Annotated in this window: 11 protein-coding genes; 1 reads left to right on the top strand and 10 read right to left on the bottom strand. The window is 73.7% G+C overall.

All coding sequences use genetic code 11. The features are described from left to right. Window positions 1-21: 21 nt before the first annotated feature. From DEJ47_RS29045 to DEJ47_RS29010, 8 genes are all read right to left on the bottom strand, one after another. A complete protein-coding gene (locus tag DEJ47_RS29045; protein ID WP_150173148.1) occupies window positions 22-2,568 on the bottom strand; it encodes a sensor histidine kinase in 2,547 nt (848 codons plus the stop codon). A 153-nt stretch (window positions 2,569-2,721) separates the two neighbouring features. Then, a complete protein-coding gene (locus DEJ47_RS29040; RefSeq protein WP_150173146.1) occupies window positions 2,722-3,423 on the bottom strand; it encodes an ABC transporter ATP-binding protein in 702 nt (233 codons plus the stop codon). Between the two features lie 107 nt (window positions 3,424-3,530). Further along, window positions 3,531-4,463, bottom strand: a complete 933-nt coding sequence (locus tag DEJ47_RS29035) for an ABC transporter ATP-binding protein (protein ID WP_150173144.1) — start codon at window positions 4,461-4,463, stop codon at window positions 3,531-3,533. Further along, window positions 4,453-7,218, bottom strand: a complete 2,766-nt coding sequence (locus DEJ47_RS29030; RefSeq protein WP_150173142.1) for a hypothetical protein — start codon at window positions 7,216-7,218, stop codon at window positions 4,453-4,455. The genes DEJ47_RS29035 and DEJ47_RS29030 overlap by 11 nt, the downstream gene beginning before the upstream one ends. Then, window positions 7,215-10,466, bottom strand: a complete 3,252-nt coding sequence (locus DEJ47_RS37450) for an FtsX-like permease family protein (RefSeq protein WP_263398908.1) — start codon at window positions 10,464-10,466, stop codon at window positions 7,215-7,217. Before DEJ47_RS37450 ends, DEJ47_RS29030 begins: the two co-directional genes overlap by 4 nt. 140 nt (window positions 10,467-10,606) lie before the next feature. Continuing rightward, entirely contained in the window at window positions 10,607-11,380 is a 774-nt protein-coding gene (locus DEJ47_RS29020) for a DUF3710 domain-containing protein (protein WP_150173140.1), read from the bottom strand. A 1-nt stretch (window position 11,381) separates the two neighbouring features. After that, window positions 11,382-11,921, bottom strand: coding sequence for a dUTP diphosphatase (gene dut / locus DEJ47_RS29015; RefSeq protein WP_150173137.1), 540 nt, complete (start codon window positions 11,919-11,921; stop codon window positions 11,382-11,384). After that, on the bottom strand, window positions 11,921-12,505 hold the full coding sequence (locus DEJ47_RS29010; protein WP_150173135.1) for a PaaI family thioesterase: 585 nt from the start codon (window positions 12,503-12,505) through the stop codon (window positions 11,921-11,923). Before DEJ47_RS29010 ends, dut begins: the two co-directional genes overlap by 1 nt. A 58-nt stretch (window positions 12,506-12,563) precedes the next feature. Between DEJ47_RS29010 and DEJ47_RS29005 the strand changes: the two genes are divergently transcribed. Further along, complete coding sequence (locus DEJ47_RS29005; RefSeq protein ID WP_150173133.1) at window positions 12,564-13,016, top strand: DUF3093 domain-containing protein; 453 nt, start codon at window positions 12,564-12,566, stop codon at window positions 13,014-13,016. 35 nt (window positions 13,017-13,051) lie between these two features. Here DEJ47_RS29005 and DEJ47_RS29000 read toward each other — a convergent pair whose 3' ends face one another. Together DEJ47_RS29000 and DEJ47_RS28995 are read right to left on the bottom strand one after the other, a co-directional pair. Next, the gene (locus tag DEJ47_RS29000) at window positions 13,052-13,993 is read right to left on the bottom strand and encodes a hypothetical protein (RefSeq protein WP_150173131.1); all 942 of its coding nucleotides are present in this window, start codon (window positions 13,991-13,993) and stop codon (window positions 13,052-13,054) included. Between the two features lie 13 nt (window positions 13,994-14,006). Further along, on the bottom strand, window positions 14,007-14,303 hold the full coding sequence (locus DEJ47_RS28995; protein WP_055563079.1) for a DUF4193 domain-containing protein: 297 nt from the start codon (window positions 14,301-14,303) through the stop codon (window positions 14,007-14,009). Between the last annotated feature and the right edge of the window lie 367 nt (window positions 14,304-14,670).

Genomic DNA, 14,670 nt, shown 5'->3' with positions numbered 1-14,670 from the left:
GAGGGGCCGCCTGGTTCCGGATCATGAGGTGACCTGGGACGACAGCTCGGGGCGTACCGGCGGACGTCCGGCAGCCGCCCGCAGGGTGAGGACCATGGTGAGGCCGCCGCCGGGGGTGTCCTCGGCGGCGAGCGTGCCGCCCATGGCCTCGACGAAGCCGCGGGCGACGGCGAGACCGAGGCCCACGCCGGCACCTCGCGGAGCGTCACCGTAGCGCTGGAAGGGCGCGAAGATGCGGTCTTTGGCGCTGTCGGGCACGCCGGGCCCCCGGTCGACGACGCGGATCTCGACGCGCTCGCCGAGGGCGCTCGCGGAGACCTTGACGGGCGTTTCGTCGGGGGCGTACTTCACGGCGTTCTCGACGATGTTGGCGACCGCCCGCTCCAGGAGGCCCTTGTCGACGGCGACCATGGGCAGCGTCTCCGGGATGTCCAGTTCCGCGCTGCCGTCGGGGACGCCGCCGAGCGCCATGGGGACGACCTCGTCGAGGTCGACCTCGCGGATCAGCGGGGTGACGGTGCCGGTCTGCAGCCGGGACATGTCGAGGAGATTGCCGACGAGGTGTTCCAGGCGGTCGGCGCCCGCCTCGATGCCTTCGAGGAGTTCCGCCTCGTCCTCGTCGGACCACTCGACGTCGTCGGAGCGCAGGGAGGACACGGCGGCCTTGATGCCCGCGAGCGGGGTGCGCAGGTCGTGGCTGACGGCGGCGAGCAGGGCGGTGCGGATGCGGTTGCCCTCGGCGAGGGTGCGGGCCTGGTCGGCCTCGGACTGCAGGCGCTGGCGGTCCAGGACGACGGCGGCCTGCGCGGCGAACGCGGCGAGGACGCGGCGGTCCTCGGCGGGCAGGACCCGCCCCGAGAGGGCGAGCGCCATGTGGTCGCCGACGGGCATGTCCACGTCGGCGTCCTCGGGGCGTTCCAGCGGGCGTCCGTCGCCGACGCTGCCCGCGCAGGTCCAGGGGTCGGTGTCGCCGGCGCGTTCCAGGAGGGCGACGGACTCCATCGCGAAGGTCTCGCGGACGCGTTCGAGGAGGGCTTCCAGGCTGGTCTCGCCGCGCAGCACGCTGCCGGCGAGGAAGGAGAGTATCTCGGCCTCGGCGCGCAGCCGGGCGGCCTGGTGGGTGCGGCGGGCCGCGAGGTCCACGACGGACGCCACGGACACGGCGACGCCGACGAACACGGCGATGGCCACGATGTTCTTGTTGTTGGAGACCGTCCACAGGTGGAGCGGCGGCGTGAAGTAGTAGTTGAGGAGCAGTGAGCCGACGGCCGCCGACGCGAGCGCCGGGATCAGGCCGCCGACCAGGGCGGCGGCGACCGTGAGGGTCAGGAACAGCAGCATGTCGTTGGCGAGGCCGAGGTCCGCGTCGACGTGGGTGAGCAGCAGCGTCAGGAGCGTGGGCCCGGCGACGCCGACGAGCCAGCCCCAGATGACGCGGGACCTGCCGAGGCGGGCGCCGCGGGCGACGGGCAGGCCGCGTCCCTTGGCGACCTCGCCGTGCGTGACGATGTGCACGTCCAGGTCGGGTCCCGAGTCGCGGGCGACGGTCGCGCCGACGCCGGGCCCGAAGACGTACTGCCAGGTCTTGCGGCGCGAGGAGCCGAGGACGATCTGGGTGGCGTTGACGCCACGGGCGAAGTCGAGGAGGGCGGCCGGTATGTCGTCGCCTATGACGTGGTGGAAGGTGCCGCCGAGGTCTTCGACGAGGGTGCGCTGGACGGCGAGTTCCTTGGGGGACGCGCCGGTCAGGCCGTCACTGCGGGCGATGTAGACGGCGAGGATCTCGCTGCCGGAGCCCTTGGCGGCCATGCGGGACGCGCGGCGGATCAGGGTGCGGCCCTCGGGGCCGCCGGTCAGGCCGACGACGATGCGTTCGCGGGCCTGCCAGGTGGAGCGGATGTTGTGCTCGCCGCGGTACTGCTGGAGGTACTCGTCGACGCGGTCGGCGACCCAGAGCAGCGCGAGCTCGCGCAGGGCCGTGAGGTTGCCGGGCCGGAAGTAGTTGGAGAGGGACGCGTCGATGCGGTCGGACTTGTAGATGTTGCCGTGCGCCATGCGGCGGCGCAGCGCCTGGGGCGACATGTCGACCAGTTCGATCTGGTCGGCGCGGCGCACCACCTCGTCCGGCACCGTCTCCTTCTGCCGCACGCCGGTGATCGACTCGACGACGTCGCCGAGCGACTCCAGGTGCTGGATGTTGACGGTGGAGACGACGTCGATGCCGGCGGCGAGGAGTTCCTCGACGTCCTGCCAGCGCTTGGCGTTGCGGGAGCCGGGGACGTTGGTGTGGGCGAGTTCGTCGACGAGGGCGACCGCGGGGGCGCGCTCCAGGACGGCGTCGACGTCCATCTCGGTGAACACGGTGCCGCGGTACTCCAGGTCCCTGCGGGTCACCTGTTCCAGGCCGTGCAGCATCACCTCGGTGCGCGGCCGGTCGTGGTGCTCCACGAAGGCGACCACGCAGTCGGTGCCGCGCTCGATGCGGCGGTGGGCCTCGGAGAGCATGGCGTACGTCTTGCCGACGCCCGGTGCCGCACCGAGGTAGATCCGAAGCTTGCCGCGTGCCATGGCCTCATTGTCTTCCCGAAACTGCTGTGTACGCAGCGTCGACCTTACGGCCAATAATTCCGGCAATACGGACGAGGGGGTGCGGGGGCGCGGTCCTTGACACAACCCTGATGGGTCGGTGCGGGGCGGCGGTGGCGCCGGTGGAGTGCCTGCTCAGGGCGTGACGATCTCGCCGTCGCGGAGTTCGAGGACCCGGTCGGCCAGGTCGAGGAGTGCCGCGTCGTGGGTGGCGACGAGGGCGGTGACGCCCTCGCTGCGGACGACGGCGCGCAACAGCTCCATCACGGCGAGCCCGGTCTCGGCGTCCAGCTGTCCGGTGGGTTCGTCGGCGATCAGGAGGGCGGGTCTGTTGGCGAGGGCACGGGCGATGGCGACGCGCTGCTGCTGCCCTCCCGAGAGCTCACCGGGGCGCTGCGCGGCGTGGTCCGCGAGTCCGACGAGGGCCAGGAGGAGGGCGACGCGCTCTTCACGCGCGCGTGGGTCGGTTTTGCGGAGCCGCAGCGGGACGCCGACGTTCTCGGCCGCGGTGAGGATGGGGATGAGTCCGAAGGACTGGAAGATGAAGCCCAGCCGGTCGCGGCGCAGCTCCAGGAGGCCGCTCTCACCGAGACCCGCGAGTTCGACGCCGTCCACCGCGATCTTGCCGTGGTCCGGGCCGTCCAGTCCGCCGACGAGGTTGAGCAGAGTCGTCTTGCCCGACCCGGAGCGTCCCTTCAGCGCGACGAGCTCGCCGCGCGGGACGGTGAAGGAGACACCGCGCAGGGCGTGGACGGCCGCCGCGCCGGAGCCGTACGTCCGGTGGAGATCCTCGACGACGACCATGTCGCCGGTATCCCCCGTGCCCACCGCTGCCATCGCCCGCTCCCCCGTTCCGCCCCCCGGTGCACGGGGGCCGGGCGTCAGTATCACCACCCGGTGCCCGGCACGCCTATACCCGTATCAGCGCGGATTGCCCGCGTGCGTCAGGACCTCCCGGAGGACTCGGCCGCGGGCCGGTCCCTGTCCGGCCAGACCCCCACATGCCCCGGCTCCGCCGTCAGCCGAACGCGCCCCCGCAGCCCGTACCTCTCGACGTACTCCCCCGGCAGTTGCAGCCGCCCCGCCCTGTCCAGCACCGTGAACTCCTCGCCGTCGCCGCCCTGCTCGCGCAGTGTCTCCGTGGACGTGCGTCCGTCACGGATGCGCACCGTGCGCCGCACCTGGTCCGAGACGAGCGGGTCGTGCGTCACGATCAGGACCGTCGCGCCGAGCTCCTCGTTGGCGTGCCGCAACGCCGCGAAGACGTCCTCGCCGCTCGCCGTGTCCAGCTCTCCCGTGGGCTCGTCGGCGAGCAGGACGCGCGGGGAGTTGGCGGTGGCGACCGCTACGGCCACCCGCTGCTGCTCGCCGCCGGAGAGCTCGTCGGGCCGCCGGTCGCGGCAGTGCGCCACACCGAGTACGCCGAGCAGTTCGGCCGCCCGCTCCTGTCGCGTACGACGGGGCACGCGCGTGTACTTCATCGGCAGCGCCACGTTCTCCAGGGCGGTCAGATGGGGCAGCAGGTTGCGGCCGGTCTGCTGCCAGACGAAGCCCACCGTGCTCCTGCGGTAGCCGAGCCGCTCGCGGCGCCCCATGGTGAGCAGGTCGTGTCCCGCGACCCTCGCGCGGCCCGCGGTGGGCAGGTCGAGCCCCGAGAGGATCGACAGGAGCGTGGACTTGCCGGACCCCGATGCGCCGACCAGGGCCACGCACTCGCCCTCGGAGACGACCAGGTCGAGGCCTTGGAGGGCCTGCACCTCGACCGCCTCGGTGCGGTAGACACGGACGAGGTTGTCGCAGACGACCAGGCCCTCGTCGGCCGCGGGGCGCCCCGCGGCGCGGGCCCGCGCCTCCAGTGCGGCCAGATCAGTGGTCATCCGCTCTCCCCAGTCGCAGGACGGCGCCGAGCCCCCTGCGCCGCCCGAGCCACGTCTCCACGCCCACCGCGGCGGCGGCCAGGAGACAGAGTCCCGCGGCCAGGACCGCGGTGAACAGTACGTCGACGTGCCGGACGGGCGCCGTGGGCCCGCCGGTGAACTCCCGCAGGTCCAGGGCGGGTCCGAGCAGCGAGGGCAGCGCAAGGCCGAGCGCGACGCCGCCCGCGACCGCGGCGAGCACCAGCGGCAGGAGTTGCAGCAGGTGCAGCGCGGACGCGGCGCGCCCGCCGAGGCCGAGGGTGCGCAGATAGGCGGTGGTGCGCCCGCGCGCGGGCGCGGAGAGGAGCAGTTCGAGGACGAGGGCGACGAGTGCGAGGAGCACGGCGAGCGCCGTGCAGGCGGTGTGCGCCACGGCCACGGCGGCGATCAGCCGGTCGTCGTCGGCGTCCGCCTGCTCCTCGGCGCGGATACGGAGCTCCCCGCCGGCCGCACCGGGGGCGGCTCGCGGTACGAGGGAACGCAACGCCTCGGTGTCCATGCGGGCGCCGTACAGCAGGAGCGCGGACTCCTCGAACTCGGCGGCCTTGAAGGCCCGCAGGTCCCTGTTGTCGGCGACAAGGAGGTGCTGCCGGGACGTGGTGGCGCCGCGCACGGGTCCGAGCGCGGGGTCGCGCGCCACGTCCTGCGGCAGCGTCCCGACGATCCGCAGCCGTGTCTCCTTGCCGAGCCGCGTGAAGGTGAGCAGGTCACCGGTGTGCCCCTCGGAGGCGAGTACGCGGATGTCGCGTCCGCTTCCGCCCCGGGTGAGTCCGGCGTCGTGCAGCGCACGGGCGGCGGACGAACCCGGAGCCGCCGCGCGGAGCTTCGCGCCGTCCACGCCGACCAGGCTGGAGATCCCGTACCGTCCCCCGTCCCGCCCGCTCACCGGATCGACGCGCAACTGCCGCACGGTCACCGTTGTCCGCACTCCACGCGCGCGTGCAAGACGCTCCGCCGTACCGGGGTAGCGCTCGGCGCCCAGGAAGGAGGCGTCCGCACCCGCCCGCCATGCGGCCGCGGTGTGCCGTCCCTCCACGAGCGTCCCCAGAACGAGCCCTCCGAAGACGGCACCCGCGAGGGTCACCACCAGGACGAGCAGCGCGAGCCCGCGCGCGGGAGCCTCCTTGGCGGCGCGGGACAGCGCGACGAGCGCCACGGCGCCCCGTCCCCGCGCCGACCACCGCGCCACCGCACGTACGGGCCAGGGATAGCACCGCACGAGGACCGCGACCGTCGCGAGCCCCAGCAGCACGGGCACCGCGGCGAGCAGCGGGTCAGGACCCGCCGCACCCTCCGTGCCCCGCGCCCGCAGCGCGAGGACACCGCCGAGGGCGAGCAGCAGCACCAGCGCCTCCACCACCAGCCTGCGCCCGCCACCGCGCGGCGCCCCTCCCCTCAGCACGGCGCGGTCCCGCACGGCGAACCACGTCAGGGCGGGCAGCAGCAGCCAGCAGACGGCCGCGACGGCGAGCCCTCGGCCGTACGCGGGAGAACTCCCCGGCACCGCGGCGGCGGCCGCGCAGCCGAGGGCGGCGCCGAGCACCGCGGCGGGCGCGCTCTCCACGGCGCGCCCCAGGGCGAGCGCGGTGCCCGACGCCCCACGGGCCCGCCGCAGCCGGTCCCCGTCGAGCCGTCGGCGTACGACGAGCAGTGAGGTCACGATGACGGCGGCGAGGCCCACGCCGAGCAGGGACGCCGGCGCGAAGGACATCACGACGTTCGCCTCCCGCCACCGGCCGCGGAACTCCTCGAAGGCCCCGGTCAGTTCGGTGTCGCTCTCCAGTTCGGAGGCGGGATGGGTGCCGAGGACGCACCATTTGCCGCCGTACGTCTCGACGTCGCAGAAGGCTTCCTTGGCGGCGATCGGATAGCGGACCATGAGCCGCTGGAAGTCCCGCGCGCCGCTGTCCCCCACGAACCGGACGGCCTCGTCGCCCCGCAGGTCGAGGCGCATGTTCCACTCGACGGTGAGCTCGGCGTCCGCCTGGTTCTGCAGGATCTCGGCGGCGCGGGGTGCGATGAGCGCGCCGAAGTCCGGGGCGGTCCCGGCGGGGCCGGGCAGAGGGCGGGACAGGAGGGGTTTCTCGCTCCAGAGACGCTCGTGCGCGCGCTCGCCGTGGCCCCGCGGTCCTCCGTCGCCGCCCTCCGCGCGGTAGACCCCTACGAGCCGCCCCACGGCCTGCACGTTCGTCAGGGCGCCACCCCGCAGGTCGATCCGCTGCCCGACGCGCAGCCGGAGTGCGTCCCGCGTCCGCTCGGACACGGCGAGCTCCACGACCTGCCCTCGCGCGCGGGGTGCCCGCCCGGCGACGTACGCGCCCCGTCCGGGGGCGTCGGAGGCGTACACCAGGGACAGCGAGGCGCCGCCCGCCACGTCCGCGTCCACGGTGGGCAGCGCGATCCGGGTGGAGTCGAGGACGAGGCTGCCGCGCAGGGCGGCGGGCACGGCGTTCTCGATGACGGCGCCGTAGCGCGCGAGATCCGCCCCGAGATCGCTCTCGTCACCGGGAGGTGGGTCCTCCGGATCGATCCGAGCACTGTGCACGACGCCGGGCGCGGCCCGCTGCACCTGTGCGAACCGCCCCGCCAGCGCCTCCCCGCCGAGCCGCTCGACCACCCCGGGTCCCCCGGCGGCCACGGCGACGAGCACCCCGACCAACACCCCGAGCCCCACGACGAACACCCCCCACCGCCCCCACGCCTCCCGGCCCCTCACACCCCCTCCCCCGCCCGCAGCACCCGCGCCAGATCCACCCGTCCGAGGACCCGCGCCGCCACCGTCACGACCCCGCAGATCACCGCCGCGGTCACCCCCGCCGTCGCCGTCACCCGCACCCACGGCACCGACTCCACGAGTCCCGGGAAGACCGGGTCCCCCTCCGCGTCGACCGTCACCACCGGCATGATCAGCAGCGCCAGGGCGGCGCCCAGCGCCGTGCCGAGCAGCGTCGCCACGGCGGCCAGCGCCAGTTGCTCGGTCCACAGGTAGGCCGCGAGCTGCCCGCGGCGCACCCCGAGCGCCCGCAGCAGCCCGAACTCCCGTTCCCTGGACCGCGCGGAGACCACCGTGTGCAGGGTGAACGCGATGACGGCGAAGGCGGGCGCAAGGACCAGGCACAGGACGAGCGCCCCGCGCGCCCCGCGCCGGAGGGGATCGGCGGCCAGTTCCTCTTGAACGAACGGGACGTCCACCGCGTGCCCGAGACGCGGATCGTCCCGCACCGCCGCGAGGGCCGCCCCCGCGTCTCCGCCCCGGACCCCCACCCACCACGCGCTCTCCGCCCCCGGCAGCGCACCGCCCAGGGTCCACTGCGCGGCCATCGCACGGGAGTCGGCGAGCAGCCGCGGTCGGTCGCGGGGCAGTCCCGGCACCGCCGCGACCCGCCCGACGATCCTGACCCGCGCGCTCCCGCCCGTGCTCCCCCGCACCGTCACCGTGTCGCCGACCCGTACCGCGCCGGAGGACAGGAGCGCGTCGTCGGCGAGGGCGGGCGCGGCCGGGCGGCCCTTGGCGCGGTCGGTGCCGAGCCGCACGCTCCACGTGGGGTACTTGAGGTCTCCGTCCGGCCCCCGCAGCACCGCGTCGACGAGTTTGCCGGTACCGGGCCGGTCGGAGCAGAGGACGGGCCCCGGCGCCGTCGCGGAGGAAGGTGGTCTCCGGCCGCGTCCCGGCTCCTCGCGTCCGGCGTCCGGGCAGCCTGCCGCGCGCCGGTCGGGCGGATCCGCCCGCAGGTCGCGCCAGCGCGCGGGGCGCGTGAGCCCCGGCACCCGGTCGACCGTCAGCCGGTACGTGCGCCGTACGCGCTCCCCCACCATGCTCAGGTCGATCTGGAGGATGCGTATGCCCTCGCCGCGGGCCCCCACCTCCAGCGGAACCGTCCTTGCGCCCCCCTCCTTGATCGACACGGAGCTCGAACGGGCCAGTCCGTCACCGTCTTCGAAGAAGACGGTGAGACGCACGGGCACGACCCGGCCGCCCCCGTCCGCGGAGAGCCGCACACGGAGCGGCAGTTCCGTCAGCGGCGCCCGCCCCCGGCCCGTGTCCGACCGCGCCACCGGCAGCCCGTGTTCCGGAATCCCTCTGCCGAGCGGCGCCACGAGCTCCCGCACGGGCCGGTCCGCGAGGTCAGCGCGCAGCGAAGGGACCGGCCCGATCTCGGTGTTGATGCCGGTGACAGCTACCGCGTCCTGTTCGACGTACCCCTCCGTGGTGACCACGGGCGTGACGGACTCGGCGCCCGGCAGCGCCTCGTACGCGGCGCGCCGCTCACCCGGCGGCACTCCGTCGCCCGGCTCCACGCGCAGGTCGGCGCCCACCCTGAAGGCGGCCTGATCCCGGTCGCCGCGGTCAAGGACGGCGAGTGCCGTACTGCTCAGGGCGGCGACGGCGAGGGCGAGCGTCACCACGAGAGCGGGCCCCGCGTGCCGGGCCGCGCGGCGGCCGATCTGCCAGCCGCCGAGCGGCAGGACGAGGCCGCGCCCGCGCCGCGCGAGCGGGTCGACGACGCGGGCGAGGAGCGGCAGGAAGCGCAGGACGAGCAGTGCGGCCGCCACGGTCATCGCGACGGGCGCGAGCACGAGCACCGGGTCGACACCGTTGCCGCCGGTCACCGGCGACCGGTACTGCCGCAGTTGCAGCCAGCCGAGCACGGCGACCGCGGCGAGCGCCAGATCCGCCCCGAGCCGCTGCGCCCCCGCGAACCGCGCGACGCGCAGCCGCAGCCGGGCCACCGCCCGCCGGTCCCGCACGACCCGCACGGTCGGCACGAGCACCCCCAGACCATGCACGGCGAGTGCCGCCGCGACCGCCGCCCACCCCGGCCCGGTCACCGCCGTCCCGGGCATGTCTCCCTCGATGAGCCCGGCATCTTCGAGTACGTGGAGCAGGGGTCCCGCGAGGAGCGGCGCGACGACTCCGCCCGGTACGGCGACGCAGGCCCACTGCCCGGCGCCCGACAGGACGATCCGGCGCGTGCCCGCTCCGCGCGCGGCCAGCAACGCCAGCTCGGGCCGCCGGTGTTCGGCGAGCTGCCGCGCGGTCAGCACGAGGGCGGCCACGGCGAGCGCGGCGAGGAGGGTGGCGGGGACGTAGAGCCCGGCGCGGGCCACGGCGATCGGGGTGGCGAGCCGGTCGAGGGCCCTGCGCAGCCCGGCGGAGAGCGTCAGGTCGCCGCCGACCGCGTTGCTGCCCGCGAAGCGCTCGGCCCGCTCCTGGAGCGGCTCGATGTCGTCGAGGCGCAGACCGTCCGCGCGGGGCACGCCCAGCCACAGTGCCCTGGCGTCCCGCGCGAGGCCCTCGGTGCGGGTGAAGGCCTCGCGGGGTACGACCGCGATCGAGTCGGGTGTCCCGAACGTACTGCTCAGCGAGGCCCACACGGCCGGAGCGCGCCCCTCGGCGGTGTACACCCCGACGACCCGCATCGGCACCGGCCGCTCGCCCGCGCCCCGCACCGTGATCCCGTCGCCGGGCCGCACGGCGAGCTCCGCGGCGACGACCTCGGTCACCGCGACCTCGACCGGCCCGTCGCCGGTGCGCGGCCACCGTCCGGTCACCATCGAGGCGTGCCGTTCCAGGCCCTGAACGGCTGCTACGGAGAGGGTGGCGTCCTCCCGCGGGCGGCCCGCGGCCGTGGTGACGGCGAGTTCGTCGTTGCGGGCCGCGGGCGCGCGCAGCGCGGACCAGGTGTGGTGGGGCACATCGCCGTAGGTGCGGTCGAGCGCGGCACGTGCGTCCTCGTCCGACTCCGCCGCACCGCGCGTCCGGTGGGCTCCCGCGACCTCGACCACGGCTTCGCGGTCCGCGGCGAGCCTGCGCTGGACCCCGCCCTCGACGGCCTTCTCGGAGAGTGCCGCCAGCGCGGCGAGCACGGTCGCGGCGAGCAGCACCGCGAGTCCGGCCGCCCCGAGCACCAGGCCGTGCTGTCTGCTCCCCCGCACCGCCGCGGGCAACCGCCGTCGCCTCACCGCACCGGTCTCCCCCCGCGTGACCGGCACAGTATGGGCGCACACAAAAGTGGCCCGCAATGGCCCGGACGAACCGGAACCATCGCGGGCCACCGCGCATGTGAGGGAGTGTCAGCGCTCCCCTGGGATCACCTGGGTGGTCAGCGCACCTCGGTGATCTCGGGGCCGCGCTGCAGCTGCCCCATCCCGCCCGAGAAGCGCGAGCCTTCCTGCTGCTCCTGCTGGACGCCCTCGGCGACCATCTGCGCGTCGTCCGGCAGCTTCAGGACGATCGGGTCGCGCGGCGCCATCGGGCCGTCGCCGCGCACGACGACCGTGTCCCGGAAGATCTGCTCAAGGAGCCCCGCGGCCTGCGGCTGCACCGCGCCCTGCCCGGAGATCACGCCGCGCAGGAACCAGCGCGGGCCGTCGACGCCGATGAAGCGCACGACCTGCACGCCGCCCGTGCCGTCGGGCAGCTGCACCGGCACCTGGGCGCGCAGCTCCCAGCCGAGGGGGCCCTCGACCTCGTCGATGACACCGCCCTGCTGGGTGATGCCCGAGGCGATCTCCTCGCGGACCTCGCCCCAGATGCCCTCCTTCTTGGGGGCGGCGAAGCCCTGCAGCTGGATGGCGCTGTCCTGGAGCACGACGGTCGCCGCGACGATCGCGTCGCCCGCGACCTCAACGCGCAGCTCCATGCCCTCGACGCCCGGCACGAAGAGCCCGCCGAGGTCCACCCGGCCCTCGCCGGGCTCACGGACCTCCGAGAGGTCCCAGGGACCGTCGGGACGGGGCTCGGGCTCGAGCCTCACGCGCGACCGCGCGGCGTCGGCGGAGTCCGCGGGCTCGTCACCGTGCACGTCGTCGACGACCTGCTCGTCCGCGCCCGCCGCGTCCTCGGCGGCACTGTCCTTCTTGCGACGTCCGAACACGTCACTGTCCTTCCCGGTCGGATACGACCGATGCGTATCGATTCCCACCCGTTTGTTCGCCCGGGTTCGCACCCGGACCGCTGCCCACGGCGGCATGGCCGCCGGTGGACCCGAAGCCCCCCTCGGCCCGCGCCGATGCGGGAAGCTCCGCCACCTCCTGGAAGCGAACCTTCTCGACCTGCTGGACGACCAGTTGGGCAATCCGGTCGAAACGCTCGAACCGCACGCTGTCGCGCGGGTCGAGATTCACCACGATCACCTTGATCTCTCCACGGTACCCGGCATCCACCGTCCCCGGGGCATTCACCAGAGCGACACCGCAGCGGGCGGCGAGCCCCGAACGGGGGTGCACGAACGCCGCGTACCCCTCGGGGAGGGCGATCGACACACCGGTCGGCAGGACGACCCGCTCGCCCGGCTTCAGTTCGCAGGATTCCGTCGTCCGCAGATCGGCGCCCGCGTCACCGGGCTGCGCGTACGCGGGCAGCGGCACCTCGGGGTCGACGCGCCTGATCAGCACGTCCAGCTCACGGGAGGGCATCACGGGTTCACCTCGAAGGCGCGTGCGCGCCGGATCTGGTCCGGGTTGTTCATGGCGGCCTGGATCTCCTCCGGGCGGCCGTTGTCGATGAAGTGGTCGACCTTCACCTCGATGAAGAGGGCGTCGGCACGGACCGCGACGGGGCCTTCGGGGCCGCCGATGCGTCCGGTGGCGGTCGAGTAGATCTTCCGTCCGGCGACGGCGGTGACCTCGGCTTCCAGGAACAGCACGGTGCCCAGCGGCACGGGCCGCGCGAAGTCGGTCTCCAGGCGTCCGGTCACGGCGATCACGCGCAGCAGCCAGTTCAGCGAGCCCAGCGTCTCGTCGAGCGCGGTGGCGAGCACCCCGCCATGGGCGAGGCCGGGGGCGCCCTGGTGCGCCTCGCGCACGGTGAACTCGGCGGTGACCGCCACGCCCTCGCCGGCCCGCGTCGCGAGGTGCAGTCCGTGCGCCTGTCCCTCGCCGCAGCCGAAACAGTGCTCGTAGTGAGCACCGATGAGCTCACCGGGGGCGGGTGCGTCGGGGTGGCGGACGGGCGCTATGGCGTCGGCCGGGGGCGTCAGAGCTGCTGATGTACCACTCACAGGCGCAGACCTTACCTCCGCGTCAGCGTGGTAACCGCACCGTGCCAAGCTTGGTTCCATGCAGCCTTACGAAGAACGCCTGACCGCGCCCCGTTCGTGGTGGTTCGCCTCGGTCCTGGTGGGCGTGGCGATGGCCTTGATCCTGCTGCCGTTCGGCACGCTGCCGCTCCTCGGCGGCCTGGTCGGCGGCACGGCGGTGGCGGCGGTCGTCACCAGCGCGTACGGCGCGGTGCGGATTCGCGTGGTGGCGGGCTCGCTGGTCGTCGGCGACGCGAAGATCCCGGTGTCCGCGCTGGGTGACGTGGAGGTCCTGACCGGCGAGGAGACGCGCGCCTGGCGTTCGTACAAGGCGGACCCGCGCGCGTACATGCTGCTGCGCGCCTACATCCCGACGGCGCTGCGCGTGACCATCACGGATCCCGAGGACCCGACTCCGTACGTGTACGTCTCGACGCGGCACCCGGAGGAGCTGGCAGCGGTCCTCGACTCGGTGCGCCAGAGCGCCGCGTAAGGGGCACGGACTCAGGGCCGTGTGAGGGGCGCGGCTCAGCGCCCCAGCTCGCGGGGGATCTCTCCCACCCGCAGCGGGTTGTCCGGCTTCTCCAGGGGCGGCAGCTGGGGCAGCTCGCTCCAGGGCACCTGGTGCTTGCTCAGGTCCTTGCGGATCCGGGCGGCCAGCTTCCTGGTGTCCCGGCGGTTCATGACCGCTCCGACCGCCGCACCGACCATGAACGGCATGAGGTTCGGCAGGTTCCGGACCATCCGCTTCATGATCTGCTGCCGCAGCTCGCGCTTCATCTGGCCGCCCAGGGCGGCGTTGAAGGTCGAGGGTTTGGTGACCTCGACGCCGCGCTCCTGCGACCAGGAGTTCAGGTAGGCGGTGCTGCGCTGCTTGAGGTTGCCCTCCGGCCGCAGGCCGTAGACCTCGTGCAGCTCGGCGATCAGCTTCAGTTCGATGGCGGCGACGCCGGTGATCTCCGCCGCGAGCTCGGCGGGCATCGCGGGCGGCACCGGCAGCATCGCGGCGGCGCCCACGCCCGCACCCACGGTGGACGTGGCGTTGGCGGCGCCCGCGACGAGCTTGTCCGCGAGCTGTTCGGGGCCGAGGCCCGGGAACTGCTTGCGGAGGGTCGCGAGATCGCGGACCGGGATCCGCGGGGCGTTCTCGATCAGCCGGTCGGCGAGATATCCGATACCGGCCTTGGCGCCGCGCCCGCCCTTGCGCACGCCTTCCCTCACTCCGTGCGTGACGGCGGCGACACGGCTGCCCCTGGACCCGGCCTCAGCGGCGCTCCTTGCGGTCCTGGGGGCCTTGTCGGCCGCCGTCTCGTCCGGCACCGCCTCAAGTGCGTTCGCCGGTTCGAGCGAGGCTGCTCCGTCTGCTGAAGAGCCTCGCCCGTCGTCACGTGCGCCGGCGTCCGAGACGCCGGCTTCGTCCGCCCCGCGCTTGCGGAAGCGGCGCTTCCGGAACGGGGTCGAGCCAGTCACGGCCGACCCCGCCTCAGTCGCAGTCGCGGCAGATCGGCTGGCCGTTCTTCTCCTTGGCCAGCTGGCTGCGGTGGTGCACCAGGAAGCAGCTCATGCAGGTGAACTCGTCCTGCTGCTTCGGGAGCACGCGGACGGCGAGCTCCTCGTTGGAAAGGTCGGCGCCGGGCAGCTCAAGGCCCTCGGCGGCCTCGAACTCGTCGACGTCGACCGCTGAGGTCGACTTGTCGTTCCGCCGTGCCTTGAGTTCCTCGATGCTGTCCTCGTTGACGTCATCGTCGGTCTTACGTGGGGTGTCGTAGTCCGTTGCCATGTCGCTCTCCCCCTCTGGGTGTCTGCGGGTGTCTCCAGCGCACGTAACGCGTGAGAGGCCGGACTTGTGCCCGACCTGAGGCGGAGATTTTGCCTCACATCAAGGTCTGTTACTCAATCGACACCCAACCGCACCCCTGAAGAGGCGTTCTGTTGGATGGCGATCGGGACCGTACACGGTCCTCATACTGCGCTTCACGGGCGCCACCCCGTGTACTTCCCGTGATCAAGACTCCCGAAAACCCGGATTTTCCCGGCTTTCCGACGACTTTCACGATCACAGAGAGTAGATGGCCGAAAAATCGCCTCTGTGATCGATCGCACACATCCTCCCCGGGAGTCACCCCCGGAAATTCCGCTCAAAGCGA

Source organism: Streptomyces venezuelae (assembly GCF_008642355.1).
GTDB classification, from domain to species: Bacteria; Actinomycetota; Actinomycetes; order Streptomycetales; family Streptomycetaceae; genus Streptomyces; species Streptomyces venezuelae_B.
Note: the sequence above shows the minus strand (reverse complement) of the source record. Positions and strands in the feature narration are given on the sequence as shown.

Coding starts and splice junctions, on each gene's coding strand:
- DEJ47_RS29045 (WP_150173148.1), bottom strand. CDS start 2,568: ATGGCACGCGGCAAGCTTCGGATCTACCTCGGTGCGGCACCGGGCGTC.
- DEJ47_RS29040 (WP_150173146.1), bottom strand. CDS start 3,423: ATGGCAGCGGTGGGCACGGGGGATACCGGCGACATGGTCGTCGTCGAG.
- DEJ47_RS29035 (WP_150173144.1), bottom strand. CDS start 4,463: ATGACCACTGATCTGGCCGCACTGGAGGCGCGGGCCCGCGCCGCGGGG.
- dut (WP_150173137.1), bottom strand. CDS start 11,921: ATGCCCTCCCGTGAGCTGGACGTGCTGATCAGGCGCGTCGACCCCGAG.
- DEJ47_RS29005 (WP_150173133.1), top strand. CDS start 12,564: ATGCAGCCTTACGAAGAACGCCTGACCGCGCCCCGTTCGTGGTGGTTC.
- DEJ47_RS28995 (WP_055563079.1), bottom strand. CDS start 14,303: ATGGCAACGGACTACGACACCCCACGTAAGACCGACGATGACGTCAAC.